The organism is Acinetobacter sp. V110_1 (assembly GCF_031798975.1).
Taxonomy (GTDB): Bacteria; Pseudomonadota; Gammaproteobacteria; order Pseudomonadales; family Moraxellaceae; genus Acinetobacter; species Acinetobacter nosocomialis_A.
On the sequence record NZ_JAVQNN010000030.1, the window covers coordinates 851883 to 867340 of the forward strand.

Sequence of the window (15458 nt, forward strand, 5' to 3'; positions counted from 1 at the left end):
TGACTTTTAAATTACTGGCTTTAAGTTTTGTTCACTATGTATCCAAGACGAAAATAACCGTTTATCATTTAGTTTGTCCGAATAGCGGACAGAAACAATCAAAATAACAGGAATGAAAGGATGCCTTCTCTCGATGCTTTTCTAGAGCACCCAAACTCGCATGAAAAAATTCGTCAAGATGACTACATTGCAGGGTTAGCAAAAGGCTTGGCTTTACTGGAAGCTTTTGGAACAGATCGGCAGCGGCTCAATGTCACTCAAGTAGCCGAACGAACTGGCATTAGTCGTACCGCGGCAAGGCGGTATTTGAAAACTCTAAAATATTTAGGCTATTTAGAAACCGATGAACATTACTTTTGGCTCACTCATCGCGTGCTGCGTTTTTCGAGTTCTTATTTAAGCTCTGCCCACCTGCCTAAAGTTGCTCAGTCATTTTTAAATCTTTTGTGCGCGCAAACGTCACTGACTTTTTCAATTGTGGTTCTGGACGATAACGAAGTGGTGCCGATTGCCCGTAGTTATTTACCACAACAAGATAATTTGCGTGTTAGCCCTTATGGTATGCATTTAGGAAACCGTCTCCCTGCCCATGCCACTTCCACAGGTAAAGTATTGCTGGCAGCACTACCCGAAGAAGCACAACATACGTGGGTCAAAACTTATGGTTTAAAACGCTTAACCCCTTTTACCATTGTAGATGAGTCAAAGTTTTTTGAAGTGCTTAAGGGTATTTCGTTATCGGATTATTGTCTTTCCAAAGAAGAACATGAGCTTGGTGTGATTGCGATTGCGGTGCCTGTATTTAATGCACAAGGTCAAGCCATAGCAGCACTTAACTGCATGTCTCAAACCAACCGCGTACAAGAAGATTATTTGGTTCAGCAAATTTTGCCATTGCTACGCAACACGGCAAATGAACTTAGAAATGTGATTTAAATAAACTTAGAAACTCTTGTTATCCATATAGGAATACAAGAGTTTCAACTCATAATTTTAAATAGCGAATTCTTTAACTCGCTGGTTTGCGAGGCCTATTGCATTGCTGCGATAAGCTTGCATATCTAGACCTTCTGCATAGATAAATTCAACCTCATGAATGCCCATTAGCCCTAACACTGCTTTGAGATAAGGTGTTACTGCCTCAGTTTCTTGGCCAACATGAATACCACCCCGACTACTTACCACTACCGCTTTTACCCCTTCAACCAAACCTTGAGGATAAGTTTCGGTATAGCGGAATGTTTGTCTTGCGCGTGCCACTAAATCAAACCAGTTTTTGAGTTGAGTCGGTACATTTAAGTTGTACATGGGTGCGCCAATAATTAGTAAATCGGCACTTTTTAATTCAGCAATTAATTCATCAGACAAAGCAACAATTCGTTGAATGTCTTGATTTACATTTTCAGCCCCACGCAGCGCCTGAAAAATTTCCAAATCTAATACAGGCAGGTTCATTTCAGCTAAATTGCGTATGGTGATGTCATCTTGTAAACCTTGGTCTTTACGGTGTTCAAGCATTACATCAATAAGGCGATTGGTTTGTGAACCCTTACCCATAATGCTGGATTTTAATACCAATATTTTAGCCATGACCATCTCCACGTTTTCAATGGAGCCATATTAACTCCACAATAAATTCAACAGTGGTGATATTATTTCTTATTATTGGTTCCTTTTAGGCAACAATCATGCAACATGAGCTAAGTGCAATTTCTATATTTGTGACTGTGGTTGAAGCTGGAAGTTTTGTAAAAGCTGCCGAACAATTGCATTTAACTCGCTCAGCCATAAGTAAAAATATTGCCCGTCTTGAAGATCAGCTTGGTGTGGCTCTATTTAAAAGAACAACACGTTCGCTTAACATGACTGATGAAGGTGCTTTGTTTTATGAACATAGCCGCCGAGCATTGAGTGAAATACAAAATGCGGCAGCTTTGTTAGACCAAGGGAAAATTAACGCAACAGGCCGTTTGCGAATGTCTGTGCCAGTGCTATTCGGACAAGTCTTTGCTGCCCCGCTCATGGTTAAATTTGCTCAGCAGCATACGGACTTACAGCTAGAAATTTCATTTAATGACCGAACTGTAGACTTGGTCGAAGAAGGTTTTGATTTATGTATAAGAATCGGAACATTGCCTGATACAACTCAGCTCGTTGCCAAACCGATTGGTGAGCATCGAATGCTACTTTGTGCCTCACCTGACTATTTAAATGAAGCAGGTCCCCTAGAACATATTGAGGACTTAGACCATCACGCCACGATTGCCGATCCGCATTTTGGTCAAATAAAAAAATGGCAACTTCAACAGGAAAATAGCGAGCCTGTATTTTTTAAACCTAAAGCAAAGCTTCTTTTAAATGACTTGCAAGCCATTAAAGATGCCGCGCTTACTGATGTGGGTATCGCGTGGTTGCCCGATTGGCTCATTCAGAATGAATTACGTGAAGGAAAGCTTGTACAAGTGTTAGAAAACATGTCGAGCATTGCTTTTCCGATTCATTTGGTATGGCCTGCGTTACCGTTTATGCCACTAAAAATCCGTCTTGCAATTGATTATTTAACACAGCATTTACCGTCTGAACTGAACAAACAAGCTTAAAATAAAAGAGGCCTTAACATGAGGAATTAAGCTTTAATAAGCCTCGTCTTCTCAATCAAATTTTCAACCGTACCTCTTCACTATGCAGCGCACTTAAGATAACTGTTAAGTTATTATTTTATTAGAAGAAAATCAATAAAGTAAAGTTCAACTTTCTTGACTATAAAAAGCGTTTATGTGAGTATTCGCTCGATTCACTTTACAAGAATTACTTATATGAAATATAACGTTATCGCATTGCTTACAGGTTTTTTATTGGTCTCTGCTGCTCACGCCGAGGAAGCCCCTATGGATGCAACTCACTTGGGTTTGAGAGCTTTTGTATATAACGCATTTGCAGGTATAAAAAAAGCAGCGGATATGCCTCAATTTCCTAAAGGACATCCGTTGACGAAAGCTGAACTTTATAATGGTGTTGCGGCTGGTGTTCGAGTTCGTGGTAAAAACTGCAATAGTGTGGTTGACGCTCGTGCACTAGATGCCAATGGTTCAAAAATATCAGTGAAGTGTGCTGGCGGGGAAAGCTATCAAGTGTTGCCTCTAACAGGTGAGGTTAAAGGTAAATGAAATCACGCATTTGCCTATTTGGGTTTGTTTCAGCAATGCTGATTAGCAATGTTAATGCGCAGCCCCAACAAGAATTGTCTCAAGCCTTACTTGGTCAATTACTCGGTTTTACGCAAAATGTTTATTTTAATGCCAATCAAATAGCTGAAATGCCAAAGATGCCAACCGAGCGTGCTGCAACTCAGACCGAAATATTAGAGGCTGTGGCTAGTGCGCTGAGACTACAACAACATCCATGTAGTTCGGTTTTGAATGCTGACTATGTAGATGAGAGTGGTAATCTGATATCAATTAATTGTGTGGATGGCAATTATGTCGTGGATGCACGACGTGGCAAGATCAACCCTTAAGCCCTCTATCATCTTCCCAGCCCTCTCCTCACGATCTGTCGGATTGGTAAAAGTAAACGCTAAGACTGCTGTGATGTCATGATGAATTTTTTTGAAGGTATCTAAATAGCTGAATTGATTTCTCAACTTGAGAAATCAATTCTATTTTAAGTTGTTATATCGGCGAGTTTATTTATATATTTTAAATAAACCCTATAAAAACCTCAGTATTAACTCATCGTTCAATCAAAAAACTTCAAGCAAACTAGTAAGTGTCCTCTTTTTTAGAAGAAGACCCCAAAGCCATACTCGAAAATACGCCATCGCGATAAATCCATGCATGTAATAACGCAGCAGATAGATGACCAATAACGACAGCAAATAATAGCCAAGCCAAAATTCCATGTAATGTACGGAACCAAGCATAAAGTGTAGAGTTAGTGGGTGCTATAGGCGGAAGGTCCCAACCCGGAAATAAAGTGACAGGCCAATTACCTGCCGATAGCGTTGCCCATCCGAGCAATGGCAAACTAAACATCAAAATATAAAGTAGCCAATGTGATGCATGAGCAAGAAACGCCTGCCAGCGCGGTACAGTCGGCGGCAAAGGTGGAATTGGGTAATAAAGTCGATTTATTAATCTGATGATCACCAATAGTAAGATTGCGATTCCTAAAGGACGGTGAATATCGATTAACCACGGACGCCATGTAATTGAGGTGGTCATTCCTACCCCAATAAATAGCATGGCCAAAATTGCTGCCGCCATAAGCCAATGCAGTATTCGAGCAGTCAAATTAAAATGACGTGGAGCATTATCGCTAGATTTATTTTGCATTGTTCAGCTCTCCTATTTGCCCACGGCATCGGTTGCTTTGCCAAATCCAATTTCACGTAATCGAGCATTGTAAGACTTTGAATAGATCGCCGCTCGTGCAGCGAGTACTGGATCATCTGATAACTCAATTCCGGGTGGTACCAAAGTTGGGTCAAAGTTAATATCACGACATGCGCCATTTACCTGATCAGTCACATTTTTGACTTCTAATGTTCCGGTTATAACTTCTTTACGGTCTTTTGGCCAAGGCTGAGATGGGTCATTCACTGGGTCTCCTGGCTCGGCAAGTTGCAAAACCAAGTCCCAATAGAGCGGCCCTTCAGCCAAACGTTTTTTGATGTCTTTAAATAAGAAATCATGGTCAGCTTGATCACGTTGTTCTTTGGTCAGACTAATAAATTTTGAATGAGGACGCATAGACCAACGGACTGGCTGTTCTTGTCCATTGGCGGCTCGCAATATAAAGGCATTTACGACATAAAATTCTGCGCCGCTAAAACTACCGGTTAATGGCATCTTGGCCTTTTGCTCTATAGACTTACGCGCTTCGGGATATTCTTTTAAAAACGCCTCAACAAGGGCTGGGTCAGGTTTACCAGTAGATGGAACGGGTTTAAATGCTTTTTGCTGCGCCAAAAAACCTTCAGCATTTCGAGTCGGGAAATAGGGAAAGTTGTTTAATTTCATGCGCCACTGCGAATGATCGGCTGGAGAAAGTAATAAAGCCATACTCACTGTTGCGGTAGAATTATCTGCCGCATGCGGATTACCACTTCCAATAGAAAATCGGCCAATTGCCGGTATATCAGACTTGGCAAATACAGTGGCTTTCGAGAGTGCTGCTGCTGCACCATTACTATGGTAAGTGCCATCAAAGCAAATCCCTTTACCGTGTGCACGTCGATATCCGGGATCAAAGTTGTTTATTGTGTCACCCAAAAAAGTTTTGGATGTTGTTCGATGTCCAAATAGACCAGCAGTCCAAGCAAATGCCAATACTAAAAAACCTGCGATTACAGCAATACCCACGAATCGCAGCCAGTACTTCTTTAGAGTTTTAAAATTCAAATTATTCATTCTTCATCCTGTGTAAATTATATAGCTGCATTTATAAAAAAGTTTGATCCTATAAAAAAGAGTATTACTTATATTGATGGAATTATGTTCAAGATTAGCTAAGTAAATAAAATCCCGAAATTTCTAGATCTAATAGTGATAAGCCTTAATATAATATTTATTTGTGAGCCATATAAGTTACCTACCGTGAGGTTAGTATTAAGTTTATTAACATTTGAATGCATATAAATAAAGCATGGCAACGAAAAATATAAAAGCCTCCACATTGACAGCGAAAGTCCGAAGATGTGATCTTACTGGCGAAAATAATTGATTCCATGAGTCAGATATAACTTATAAAAATTTAAAAGAGGCCGAAGCCTCTTTATTTTTAACCCACTTAAAATTAGTCATCAATCATGGCGAACTCTTGCTCAGGCGTGCCTTTCACCAAATGGTGACGGCTATATAACAAGTAATAGAGTATAAATCCGACATAAATCAGCGCGGCCAATAACCAAACTTTTGGATTCACCATTAAACCTGCAACTACAGCAACAGCAGCAAGAATCAAAGCGATACAAGACGTCCATATTCCTCCAGGCGTTTTATACGGACGTGGTAATTCAGGACGAGATAAACGCAACTTGATATGTGAGAGCATCATTAACACATAAGAGATTGTTGCACCGAATACAGCCATTAAAATGAGTAAGTCACCCTCACCTGTTAAAGAAAGTAAGAAGCCGATAATGCCCGGAATGATAATGGCCCAATATGGCGCTTTATTTTCATTGGTAAGCGATAAGTTTTTTGGTAAATATCCCGCACGTGACAATGCAAAAATCTGGCGTGAATAGGCATAAATAATTGAGAAGAAACTGGCGACAAGTCCAGCAAGACCCACAAAGTTAACAAAACTTGCCAACCATGTGTGCTGACCATATACCGCAATGAGTGCATCAACTAAAGGTGCCCCTGAATTTTTTAAAGCATTTGAACCCGCAGCGCCTGCTCCCAAAAATAAAATTAAAAGTGCAAACGATGCCAATATCAACATTGAACCAATCAAGCCACGTGGCAACGAACGTACTGGATCTTTTGCTTCTTCGGCTGCCAGTGGCACCCCTTCAACTGCAAGGAAAAACCAGATGGCATAAGGTACTGCGGCCCATATTCCCATATAGCCAAACGGCAAAAAGCTACTTGCACCTGCATGAGAACTGACTGGAATATCAAACAAACGTGCACTGTCAAAATGGGGAAGCATCGCGACAATAAATACGACCAGTGCAATACAAGCAACGGCGGTAATTCCAAACATGATTTTCAGCGCTTCACCTGCACCTTTCAGATGAATGCCCATAAAAACTAAATAGCAAATTAAATAAACAGCCCAGCCGCCAATTCCAAAGAGTGATTGGCAATATGACCCAATAAATACGGCAATGGCAGCAGGTGCAATTGCATATTCAATTAAAATCGCAGTCCCTGTGAGGTATCCTCCAAAAGGACCAAATGCAACACGGGCAAAACTATAGCCTCCGCCAGCGGTGGGCAACATCGTCGACATCTCAGACATTACAAAGCTCATGCAGAGATACATAAACGCGACGATGACTGTTGCAATAAAGAGCCCTCCCCAGCCGCCTTGTGCCAGCCCAAAATTCCAACCTGCAAAGTCACCCGAAATGACGTAAGAGACACCTAGCCCCACTAAAAGTAACCAACCTACTGCCCCCTTTTTTAACTGACGTTTTGCAAAATACTCTGCGTCCTGTTGTAGAGCACTCACATCTACGCTTAATTCAGATTCTTTCATTGTCGTATTGCCTTATCGACCAAATTTACACCACCAATAGTTGCGCAAAAGATATTCATAAAACTTGACAGCAAAACATCTCCCCGACCACTTGAAGTCAAGTTGATTCATTTTTTCTTTTATAAGATCGACGGCATCTCAACACAAAACGTGTTTAAAAATTAAATTGAGGAGTTGGGTTATGTCTGTAGAACAAAATGAATTTTTAAGCCAAGTTCAATTACAAATACTGGCAGAACAAGCAATTAAGCAGTATCCATCAGACTATCAAGGACAGGTCAAACTACTGTGTCAGTCTGAAAATGCAACGTTTCAGGTTTCGACTGGTTCTGCCCGATATGCACTTCGAATCCATCGTCCCAACTATCACAGCAAACTGGATATACAAAGTGAGCTTGAATGGTTAGATGCATTAAATGCGAGTGGTATTCAAGTTCCTGTTGCGATTGCAGATCAATCGGGTGAACGCGTCATTACCTTGAAACTATCAAATGATATTTGTCGTTATGCAGTTCTTTTTAACTGGGTTGAGGGCGATATGCCGACGGTTGAAGTTGACCCCACTGCATTTGAACAATTAGGACAAATTACCGCAAAGTTGCACGTACATAGTAAGACATGGCAAGCGCCTGAAAACTTTCAACGTATTGTGTGGAACCATGAAACCATGGTCGGTGCAGATGGACACTGGGGAAACTGGAAAAATGCACCTCACTTAAGACCACAAGATCACGGCGTAATTGAAGAAGCCATTGCACAAATTGCGAAAGATTTAAATTTCTTTGGCAAAACCCAAGAACGTTATGGCCTGATTCATGCCGATTTGCGTTTAACCAATTTATTACTACAACAAGAACGTATCGGCGTGATCGATTTTGATGACTGCGGCATGAGCTGGTTTATGCATGACCTCGCCGCTGCAATTAGCTTCAATGAACATTATGCAAATGCGCCGCATTGGGTTGATTACTGGTTAAAAGGCTACGAGCGCGTAGGTCATATTCAGTCTGAAGAATATGAAATGATCCCGACTTTTATCATGCAACGCCGCATTCAAATGATGGCTTGGAATGGTTCTCATGCACAAACAGAAATGGCTCAAAGTCTTGGAGACCAGTGGTCCAATGAAACTGTGCGTCTCTGTAAAAAATATCTAAACGGACAAATGCCTGTAGGAATTTGAAAAGTGATTTAGATCGCTTTTCTTCATTTTCAATTTTTAGTTTTTAAATTTTATAGAATTTAAAGGAAGGGTTTATGCAAGCTACCCATCAACTGAGCAAAGTTGCCAAAGCACTATTACTCACCAGTAGTCTGGCAAGTATGATTGCTCTAAGCGCATGTAACTATAACCCTATACAAAGCACATCTCCCGCAGTCGCTATTCCCAAAAAGGAATATATCCAAAAAGGTCAATGGGACGCTTTTAACTTTGACCAACTTAATCAATTGATTGCTAGCTATGGAAAAGATAGCCCAAACTACAATCCTGACAAACGCCCATATATTGTCACTGACTTTGACAATACCTCGGTATTTTTAGACATCGAAGAAGCAACTTTAATTTATCAGCTTGAACATTTAGCGTTTAATGTCACGCCAGAACAGCTTAATCAGATTATTCGTAAAGGAATTAGCTCGCAAAACTTTGAAGCGGCCTACAATAACCAGCAAGGCCAAGCCGTCAATATTGATAAAATTGCCCCAGATATTATTGCCAGCTACACATGGCTTTATCACCACTATAGCGGTCTAAAAGGTAAACAGAGTCTGGATCAAATTAAACAAGATCCACATTATCTCGATTTCATTACTAAAATGAGATATCTATATGCGGCAATTGGAGACACGTTTGATCATGAAGTCGCATATCCGTGGGTCACTTATTTATTTACCGGGCTTACCGAACAACAAGTCCGTAATTTGGTGAAAGCAACGGTGGCTTGGCAAATGCAGCAACCGATTGGACCTGTAACATGGACTTCTCCCGTAGCACTTTCGGGCCAAGCAGGCGTTGTGAAAACCACTTGGGAAAATGGTTTAAGGCCATACCGTGAAATGCAAAATCTATTTAAGGCCTTTCAGGATAATGGAGTTGATGTCTATGTATGCTCGGCATCTTTTATTGATGTGATTAAGGAAATTATTTCTAATCCAGAGATCGGCTATAACATTAATGAAAAAAATGCCTACGCCATGGAGCTAGAACGAGATGCACAAAATCGAATTTTACCTGAGTTTCGTCATGGCTATGCGCAAACTCAAGGTAAAGGCAAAACCGCAACCATCCAGCGTTTTTTAGTCTCTAAATATGGTTACGGGCCAATTTTTATCGCGGGTGACAGTGAAGGCGATCAAAATATGATGCAAGATTTTGCGGCGACTCAGAAGGTACTGATTATTAACCGATTGCGCAGTCCGAGTTCAGATATTGGGAAATTTTCTCAGCAGGCTGTGCAGAGCTACGGTCAAGCCAATACTAAGTTCTTACTACAGGGCCGCGATGCCAATACAGGTCAATTTAGACCCTCAATGGCCAGTTTAAGTTATGGCGCACAAACGGCAAAAACTACAAAAAATTAGTATTTCACTTATTTTCTCATGCCTACAATACATGTTGTATGCATGAGAAGTCGCTTAATTTCTTGTTTTAGTTCTGCCCTGTTTGCCTATCTCTAATGCATTTTCTGCCTTCTTTTAGTTCGCTACCCAACGTTAAATACAACTCTTGATCTCTTCTTAAAGAATCAAGCCTGAAACTTAAAACAGCAACACATAAGTCATTATTTTATAAAAACTTTTAACAACACAAAATCAAGGACGTAAGCAAAAACTGGTATGGCTTTTGCTTAATATAAGAATAGTTAGGAATAAATATCATGAGACTTGACATGTTACATCTCAACCCAGCTCATCTTGTCGATTCAAATATGTGTAATCAAGGTGTATTGTCTGCAGCTGCCTCTGGATTAAGCGAGTTTATTCGCCAAAAAGGTGCAGATGTTGATCGCGTTTTAGGTATTAGTGGTATTAATCCTGAACTTTTAATTAGCCCAACGTTGAGCTTACAACTGCCTAATTATTGCAAGGTGCTAGAACAGGCAGCACTGGTTTCTGGTTGTGATAATTTTGGTCTGCACTATGGTCAACAGTTTCAACCGAAATCATTAGGGCTCATTGGGTACATTGGTCTTTGTTCAAACACATTAGAATCTGCACTCATGAACATGACCAATAATTTTTATTTGCATCAGAAAGATACGCTCAATCGAATGGTAGATTTAGGAGATAGCTGGCGCATAGATTATCAGGTTCAACACGGCGCGATTTTAACGCGCCGCCAAGATGCAGAACTGACCATGGGCATGTTTATGAACGTGATCCGTGAAGTGATGGGTCCTCATTATTCACCACGTGCCATTCACTTTGAGCATACTCGACCTGAATTCTGGCAAGAACACAGCAAATTATTTAACGCGCCTGTTTATTTTGATCAACCTTTTAATTCCATCATCATTTCAAAAAAAGACGTCCAGCATACTATGCCGGGACGTGATTCTATTTTATTAACGGTAATTTTAGATACGCTGCTGTTACTCAATCGCTCTTCACCAAGTCAAAGTCTTGCAGATCAGGTACGTTCCCACATCCAACTTGAACTCAGTGAAGGTGAACCAAACCTTGAAAAAATCGCTCATGATATTGGTTTAACGAGTTGCACCCTTACCCGCCGTTTAAAAAATGAAGGACTCACCTTTACCCATTTAGTCGATCAGGTTCGTTGTGAATTGGCCGAACATTATATTAAACAAAAAAATATTCCAATTTCAGAAATGGCATTCCTGTTAGGTTACTCAGAAGTAAGTGCTTTATCACGTGCATTTAAACGCTGGTTTGGTGTTACACCACGTCAATTAAGACACTAAAACATTGCAAATATAGGCCTTTAAATGAAGGCCTTTTTATTATTTAAGCAATTCGAGATAACGTCTAAAGACACATAAGATAATTGAACAACAAAATACCCTTCAAATTAGATTTAACATCCAACTTGAAGGGTATTTTTTATATTTAAAGTGACTTACTTTAATTTTGTTAATGCTTGATCCAAAGCACCGACTAACCAATCGATATCTTTTATTTGGAAAGCCAAAGGTGGGCGCAATTTCAATACGTTGCCATAAGGACCTGCAACTGAGGTTAAAACTCGATGAGTATTTCTAAGCTCTTCAATAAGGTTCAAAGCCAATGCTTTATTCGGCTCTTTTGTCGCTCTATCTTTAACCAGTTCAAACCCTATAAACAGACCAGCGCCACGGACATCGCCCACCATCTCATGTTTGTCCATAAGTTTAGTGAGTTCTTTGAGAAGTAGCCCTCCCACATATTTACTATGGGTTTGCAATTCTTCTTCCTGAATAACTTTAAGTACAGCCTGTGCCGCTGCCATAGAAACAGGATTACCGCCAAAGGTATTAAAATATGGAATTTTATCGCTAAAAGCAGCGAGGACTTCACTCTTGGCTAAAAGCCCTGACACTGGAACTCCGTTACCCATTGGTTTACCTGTGGTAATGATATCAGGCACAACATTGTGGCGACCAAAGCCCCAGAAAGAATCGCCAGTGCGCGCAAAACCCGGTTGTACTTCATCAGCAATAAAGATACCGCCATTGGCATGCACAACATCAACCGCTTTTTGTAAGAATCCAACAGGATTAGGCATTACACCGTCAGAAGAAAATATTGAGTCCGCCAAAAAACCTGCAAACTTAATGCCTTTTGCGTTCATATCATCAATTTGTTGTTGAATCTGCTGCGCGAACCAAGTACCTAAATCATCAGTTTGAATTCGATAATAATCGGGTGCTGGAACTAAACGAGTTGTAGCATCTAAAGGCTGCTCAGTTCCAAGTGCTGGAGAGCATCCTGAGGTTAAGCTACTGGTTCCATGATACGACTCTTGAGACACAATAATTCCTGTACCGCCGCTATATTCACGGGCAATACGAATCGCTAAATCATTCGCTTCTGAACCCGTACACATGTACATGGCACGGTCAATTTCATCGGGAGTGGTTTGTAAAAGTTCTTCGGTATAATCCAAAATATTTTCATGTAAATAACGGGTATGGGTATTAAGCATTTTCATTTGCTCATTTACAGCTTCAATCACCGCAGGATGACAATGACCAATGCTGGCAACATTGTTGTAAACATCTAGATATTGATGACCTGCTGCATCCCATAAATATTGTCCCTGTCCTTTTACCAGATGCACGGGATTGCGATAAAACAAGCGATAGGATTCACCTAAAATTTTATTTCTTTTATCGGTCAGTTTGCGGGTAGCATGGTCCAGCTCAGCAGCATGTTCTGGACGAAAGCTATTGGTATCCATAATGGTTGAACGCGTACCCATGAATGACTCCTCTATTTATATTCAGCATACTTTTGCGTGACACGATGACTGATGTAGGCAACTCATACGCTAATTCGACATATTTCAGTATTTGATTGAAGTTACGCAAACCATATTGCTTAAGTATCTTTAAAAAAACTTGACCTCAGACCACTTAAGCCACAATTTGAAGTCAACTTATTGCTCTGTTATTGCAATGCTCAAAACTCATCTAATCGCTATTTATCATTAGGGCTTATGCTTCCTGTAATCGTGGGCTAAAGTTTCTAACAAAAGAATTTAAAAAATAATCCAACACTACATCTCTTTCCTCCAAACCTTGCGAGCCTAAAACCTGTAGTAGTAAACCATCTATCAGGTTTACCACCATGTTGGCATCGAATTGTGGCTCACGGATTTCTCCGCTAAAAATCAAATCAAAAATTTCATGGCGCAGCCACTTTCGGTATTCAACCGCCATGTTGTAAGCCTGAGGATGAAGCAGTTTTATTTCAAAAATGGCTTTCAGTAAAAGGTTATAGAGACTGTTTAAATTGGTATGTAAAACAATAATTTCTTTGAGTTTATCTTTTGACGCGTAATAACAGCTTGAGTAAATAATAGCGAGCACTTTCTCTCTGAGCAGGCTTTTTTGAAAGGCGATGCACATTTCAACTAAGCGTTCTTTTGAACCAAAATATTTATAAAACGTAGATTTAGTGATTTGGGATTCTTTAGCAATCAGGTCTACACCTACAGTGTGAAAGCCACGAGTAGTAAAGAGTTGAATTGCGGTTTGAACAACCTGTAGTTTTTTGGAAGAGATTTCTAAATTTCGCATAATTTTTCCGTTATAAATTCTTGTTGTTTCTAAATGAGATAAAAAGCCTGTGCCCCTTTTGGGAGAAAAAAGGCACAGCAAAGCCGTAAAGACTGTGCTTGGCACATCTCGAGTTTTGTTGTTGCTAAGTTTTAAGTAAAAATGTTTTAAAGCCTGAAAACCCTAAAGGTCATCAAGCTGCTTTAATTTTTAAGCTGTGTCGTTATAGCTTTTGGCATTGAGAGCCAAGAAATAATGGATGTGCAAAGCCAACTCCTTATTATTGGGAGTTCTGCCGACATGAATAGAAATTATGGTGGCAGAACGGAAGAAGGTTCGCGGACTGGTACAACAACCAGCACACCCGAAGGTGTCCCTCTCCCGTCCTGAACTGCACCCCATAAGTTAGACTTTTTAAACTTATGAGGTGTGCCCTATGCCAATTCCGAAGCATTCAAAAGAGTTAAAATTAAAAGTCATTCAAGCTTATTTAGATGGAAGTAAAGGATATAAAATCCTTTCACAAGAATTTAATGTAGATATCCAAACCATCCGCTTATGGATTGAAAACTATAAGGCACAAGGTGAAGATGGCCTGAATGTTAAAACTAAAAAAACCTACTACTCTTCCGAATTTAAAATCAAGGCTGTACAAATGCTTCTTGATAAGATACCGGTAAGAGAAGTTAGAAGACGGTTAAATCTGAGCGGGACGTCAATTTTAAGAAGATGGCTAGCTCAGTATCATAAAGAAGGGATTGCTGGGTTTAATACCACGAGGATTTATACCAATATGCTTAAACAAGATAAAACTAAAATAACCAAGCCTGTAAAAGATGACAAAGATAAATCTCAGCAGGAGCTCATTGATGAAGTGACTGCTTTACGAGCAGAGGTTGCCTTTTTAAAAAAGCTAAAAGCCTTAAAACTGAAGCAACATACTTAAATTCAATTTCTACTGCAGACAGTGTTCAAGTTATTTCAGAATTAAGGCAAATTTATCCATTAAAGCTCTTACTCAGTATTGCCAAGATTGCTCGTAGTACTTATTTCTATCACATGAAAGCTGTACGCTCTAATGATAAATATACTGAGTTAAAACAGCAGATCAAGTCTATATATCACAAGCATAAGGGATGCTATGGCTATCGTAGAATTACTCTTGCTCTGAAAAGTATAGGAATAATAATCAACCATAAATGTGTATATCGCCTTATGAAAACCATGGGACTTAAATCACGTATCAGAGCACTAAAATATCGCTCATATAAAAGTGGTTGTGTCGGAACGGTGGCCGATAACATTATGCAACGGCAATTTAAAGCGAACCATCCCAACCAGAAATGGGCAACTGATGTAACGGAATTTAATGTAAATGGTGAAAAACTTTATCTATCGCCAATTATAGATTTATTTAATGGGGAAATTATTACCTTCCGAATCCAACGTAAACTCAATTATGAGTTAGTGAAAGATATGCTCATTCATGCTTTAGCTAAACTTCAACGACATGAGAAACCAATTCTCCATTCAGATCAAGGATGGCAATATCAAATGGCTCATTACCAACAGCAATTAAAGCAACATGGTTTAATCCAAAGTATGTCTCGTAAAGGAAATTGCTTAGATAATGCTGTAATAGAAAGCTTCTTTGGAATATTAAAATCGGAGTGCTTTCATGGTGAAAAATTTCAATCAATTGATGAATTAGAGAAAACTATACGAGAATACATTCATTATTATAATCATGAGAGAATCAAGGTGAAGCTACAAGGTTTATCCCCTGTACAATATAGAAACCTGTTTATAAAAACTGCTTAACTAACTGTCCAACTTTATGGGGTCAGGTCATCCTACCGCTACGGGAGGAGACGAGGAGATGCTCACACAAAATTATCCCTCAGAAAGGAATAATTCTGATGCTGTTGTACTCGGTCCGCGACGACCGGCTGGTAATGTGACCAGCAGGCAAAGAATAGTGCCCAACCCTTTTGCAGTCAAGCACACAAAATGCCATTTGTTTTA

The 15458-nt window shown here is 39.8% G+C and carries 15 protein-coding genes; 9 read left to right on the top strand and 6 right to left on the bottom strand.

The features are described 5' to 3' along the window. The first annotated feature begins 120 nt into the window (after positions 1-120). Positions 121-936 (top strand): IclR family transcriptional regulator PobR, encoded by an 816-nt coding sequence (gene pobR, locus RMA95_RS14970; protein ID WP_004887747.1) that lies wholly within the window; start codon positions 121-123, stop codon positions 934-936. 57 nt (positions 937-993) lie between these two features. Here the strand turns inward: pobR and RMA95_RS14975 are convergent, their stop codons facing one another. Continuing rightward, entirely contained in the window at positions 994-1590 is a 597-nt protein-coding gene (locus RMA95_RS14975; RefSeq protein WP_311071611.1) for an NAD(P)H-dependent oxidoreductase, read from the bottom strand. Positions 1591-1688: 98 nt separating this feature from the next. Here RMA95_RS14975 and RMA95_RS14980 point away from each other — a divergent pair, with 98 nt between their 5' ends. The 3 genes from RMA95_RS14980 (at position 1689) to RMA95_RS14990 (ending at position 3517) form a co-directional block, all read left to right on the top strand. Then, entirely contained in the window at positions 1689-2600 is a 912-nt protein-coding gene (locus tag RMA95_RS14980) for a LysR substrate-binding domain-containing protein (RefSeq protein WP_311071612.1), read from the top strand. Positions 2601-2816: 216 nt separating this feature from the next. Further along, positions 2817-3167, top strand: coding sequence for a hypothetical protein (locus RMA95_RS14985; RefSeq protein ID WP_077168356.1), 351 nt, complete (start codon positions 2817-2819; stop codon positions 3165-3167). Beyond that, positions 3164-3517, top strand: a complete 354-nt coding sequence (locus tag RMA95_RS14990; protein ID WP_100291339.1) for a hypothetical protein — start codon at positions 3164-3166, stop codon at positions 3515-3517. The genes RMA95_RS14985 and RMA95_RS14990 overlap by 4 nt, the downstream gene beginning before the upstream one ends. A gap of 244 nt (positions 3518-3761) precedes the next feature. On the opposite strand, the gene RMA95_RS14995 is transcribed toward RMA95_RS14990, so the two are convergent. From RMA95_RS14995 to eat, 3 genes are all read right to left on the bottom strand, one after another. Further along, a complete protein-coding gene (locus RMA95_RS14995) occupies positions 3762-4334 on the bottom strand; it encodes a cytochrome b/b6 domain-containing protein (RefSeq protein WP_311071615.1) in 573 nt (190 codons plus the stop codon). 12 nt (positions 4335-4346) lie between these two features. Beyond that, on the bottom strand, positions 4347-5411 hold the full coding sequence (locus tag RMA95_RS15000; protein ID WP_311071617.1) for a catalase family peroxidase: 1065 nt from the start codon (positions 5409-5411) through the stop codon (positions 4347-4349). A 385-nt stretch (positions 5412-5796) separates the two neighbouring features. Then, complete coding sequence (gene eat, locus RMA95_RS15005; protein ID WP_077168353.1) at positions 5797-7212, bottom strand: ethanolamine permease; 1416 nt, start codon at positions 7210-7212, stop codon at positions 5797-5799. A 181-nt stretch (positions 7213-7393) separates the two neighbouring features. Between eat and RMA95_RS15010 the strand changes: the two genes are divergently transcribed. From RMA95_RS15010 to RMA95_RS15020, 3 genes are all read left to right on the top strand, one after another. After that, entirely contained in the window at positions 7394-8395 is a 1002-nt protein-coding gene (locus tag RMA95_RS15010) for a phosphotransferase enzyme family protein (RefSeq protein ID WP_100192724.1), read from the top strand. A gap of 74 nt (positions 8396-8469) precedes the next feature. Beyond that, entirely contained in the window at positions 8470-9795 is a 1326-nt protein-coding gene (locus RMA95_RS15015; protein ID WP_311071620.1) for a haloacid dehalogenase-like hydrolase, read from the top strand. Positions 9796-10103: 308 nt separating this feature from the next. Further along, complete coding sequence (locus RMA95_RS15020) at positions 10104-11138, top strand: AraC family transcriptional regulator (RefSeq protein ID WP_198078839.1); 1035 nt, start codon at positions 10104-10106, stop codon at positions 11136-11138. A gap of 155 nt (positions 11139-11293) precedes the next feature. Here the strand turns inward: RMA95_RS15020 and RMA95_RS15025 are convergent, their stop codons facing one another. Together RMA95_RS15025 and RMA95_RS15030 are read right to left on the bottom strand one after the other, a co-directional pair. Next, a complete protein-coding gene (locus RMA95_RS15025) occupies positions 11294-12634 on the bottom strand; it encodes an aspartate aminotransferase family protein (protein WP_002157177.1) in 1341 nt (446 codons plus the stop codon). 235 nt (positions 12635-12869) lie between these two features. Continuing rightward, positions 12870-13454, bottom strand: a complete 585-nt coding sequence (locus RMA95_RS15030) for a TetR/AcrR family transcriptional regulator (protein ID WP_311072307.1) — start codon at positions 13452-13454, stop codon at positions 12870-12872. Between the two features lie 415 nt (positions 13455-13869). On the opposite strand from RMA95_RS15030, the gene RMA95_RS15035 reads away from it, so the two are divergent. Continuing rightward, on the top strand, positions 13870-14379 hold the full coding sequence (locus RMA95_RS15035) for a transposase (RefSeq protein ID WP_311071623.1): 510 nt from the start codon (positions 13870-13872) through the stop codon (positions 14377-14379). A 32-nt stretch (positions 14380-14411) separates the two neighbouring features. Continuing rightward, positions 14412-15254 carry an IS3 family transposase gene (locus RMA95_RS15040; RefSeq protein WP_311072309.1) on the top strand — a complete coding sequence of 281 codons (843 nt, stop codon included), beginning with the start codon at positions 14412-14414 and terminating at the stop codon, positions 15252-15254. Positions 15255-15458: the final 204 nt, after the last annotated feature.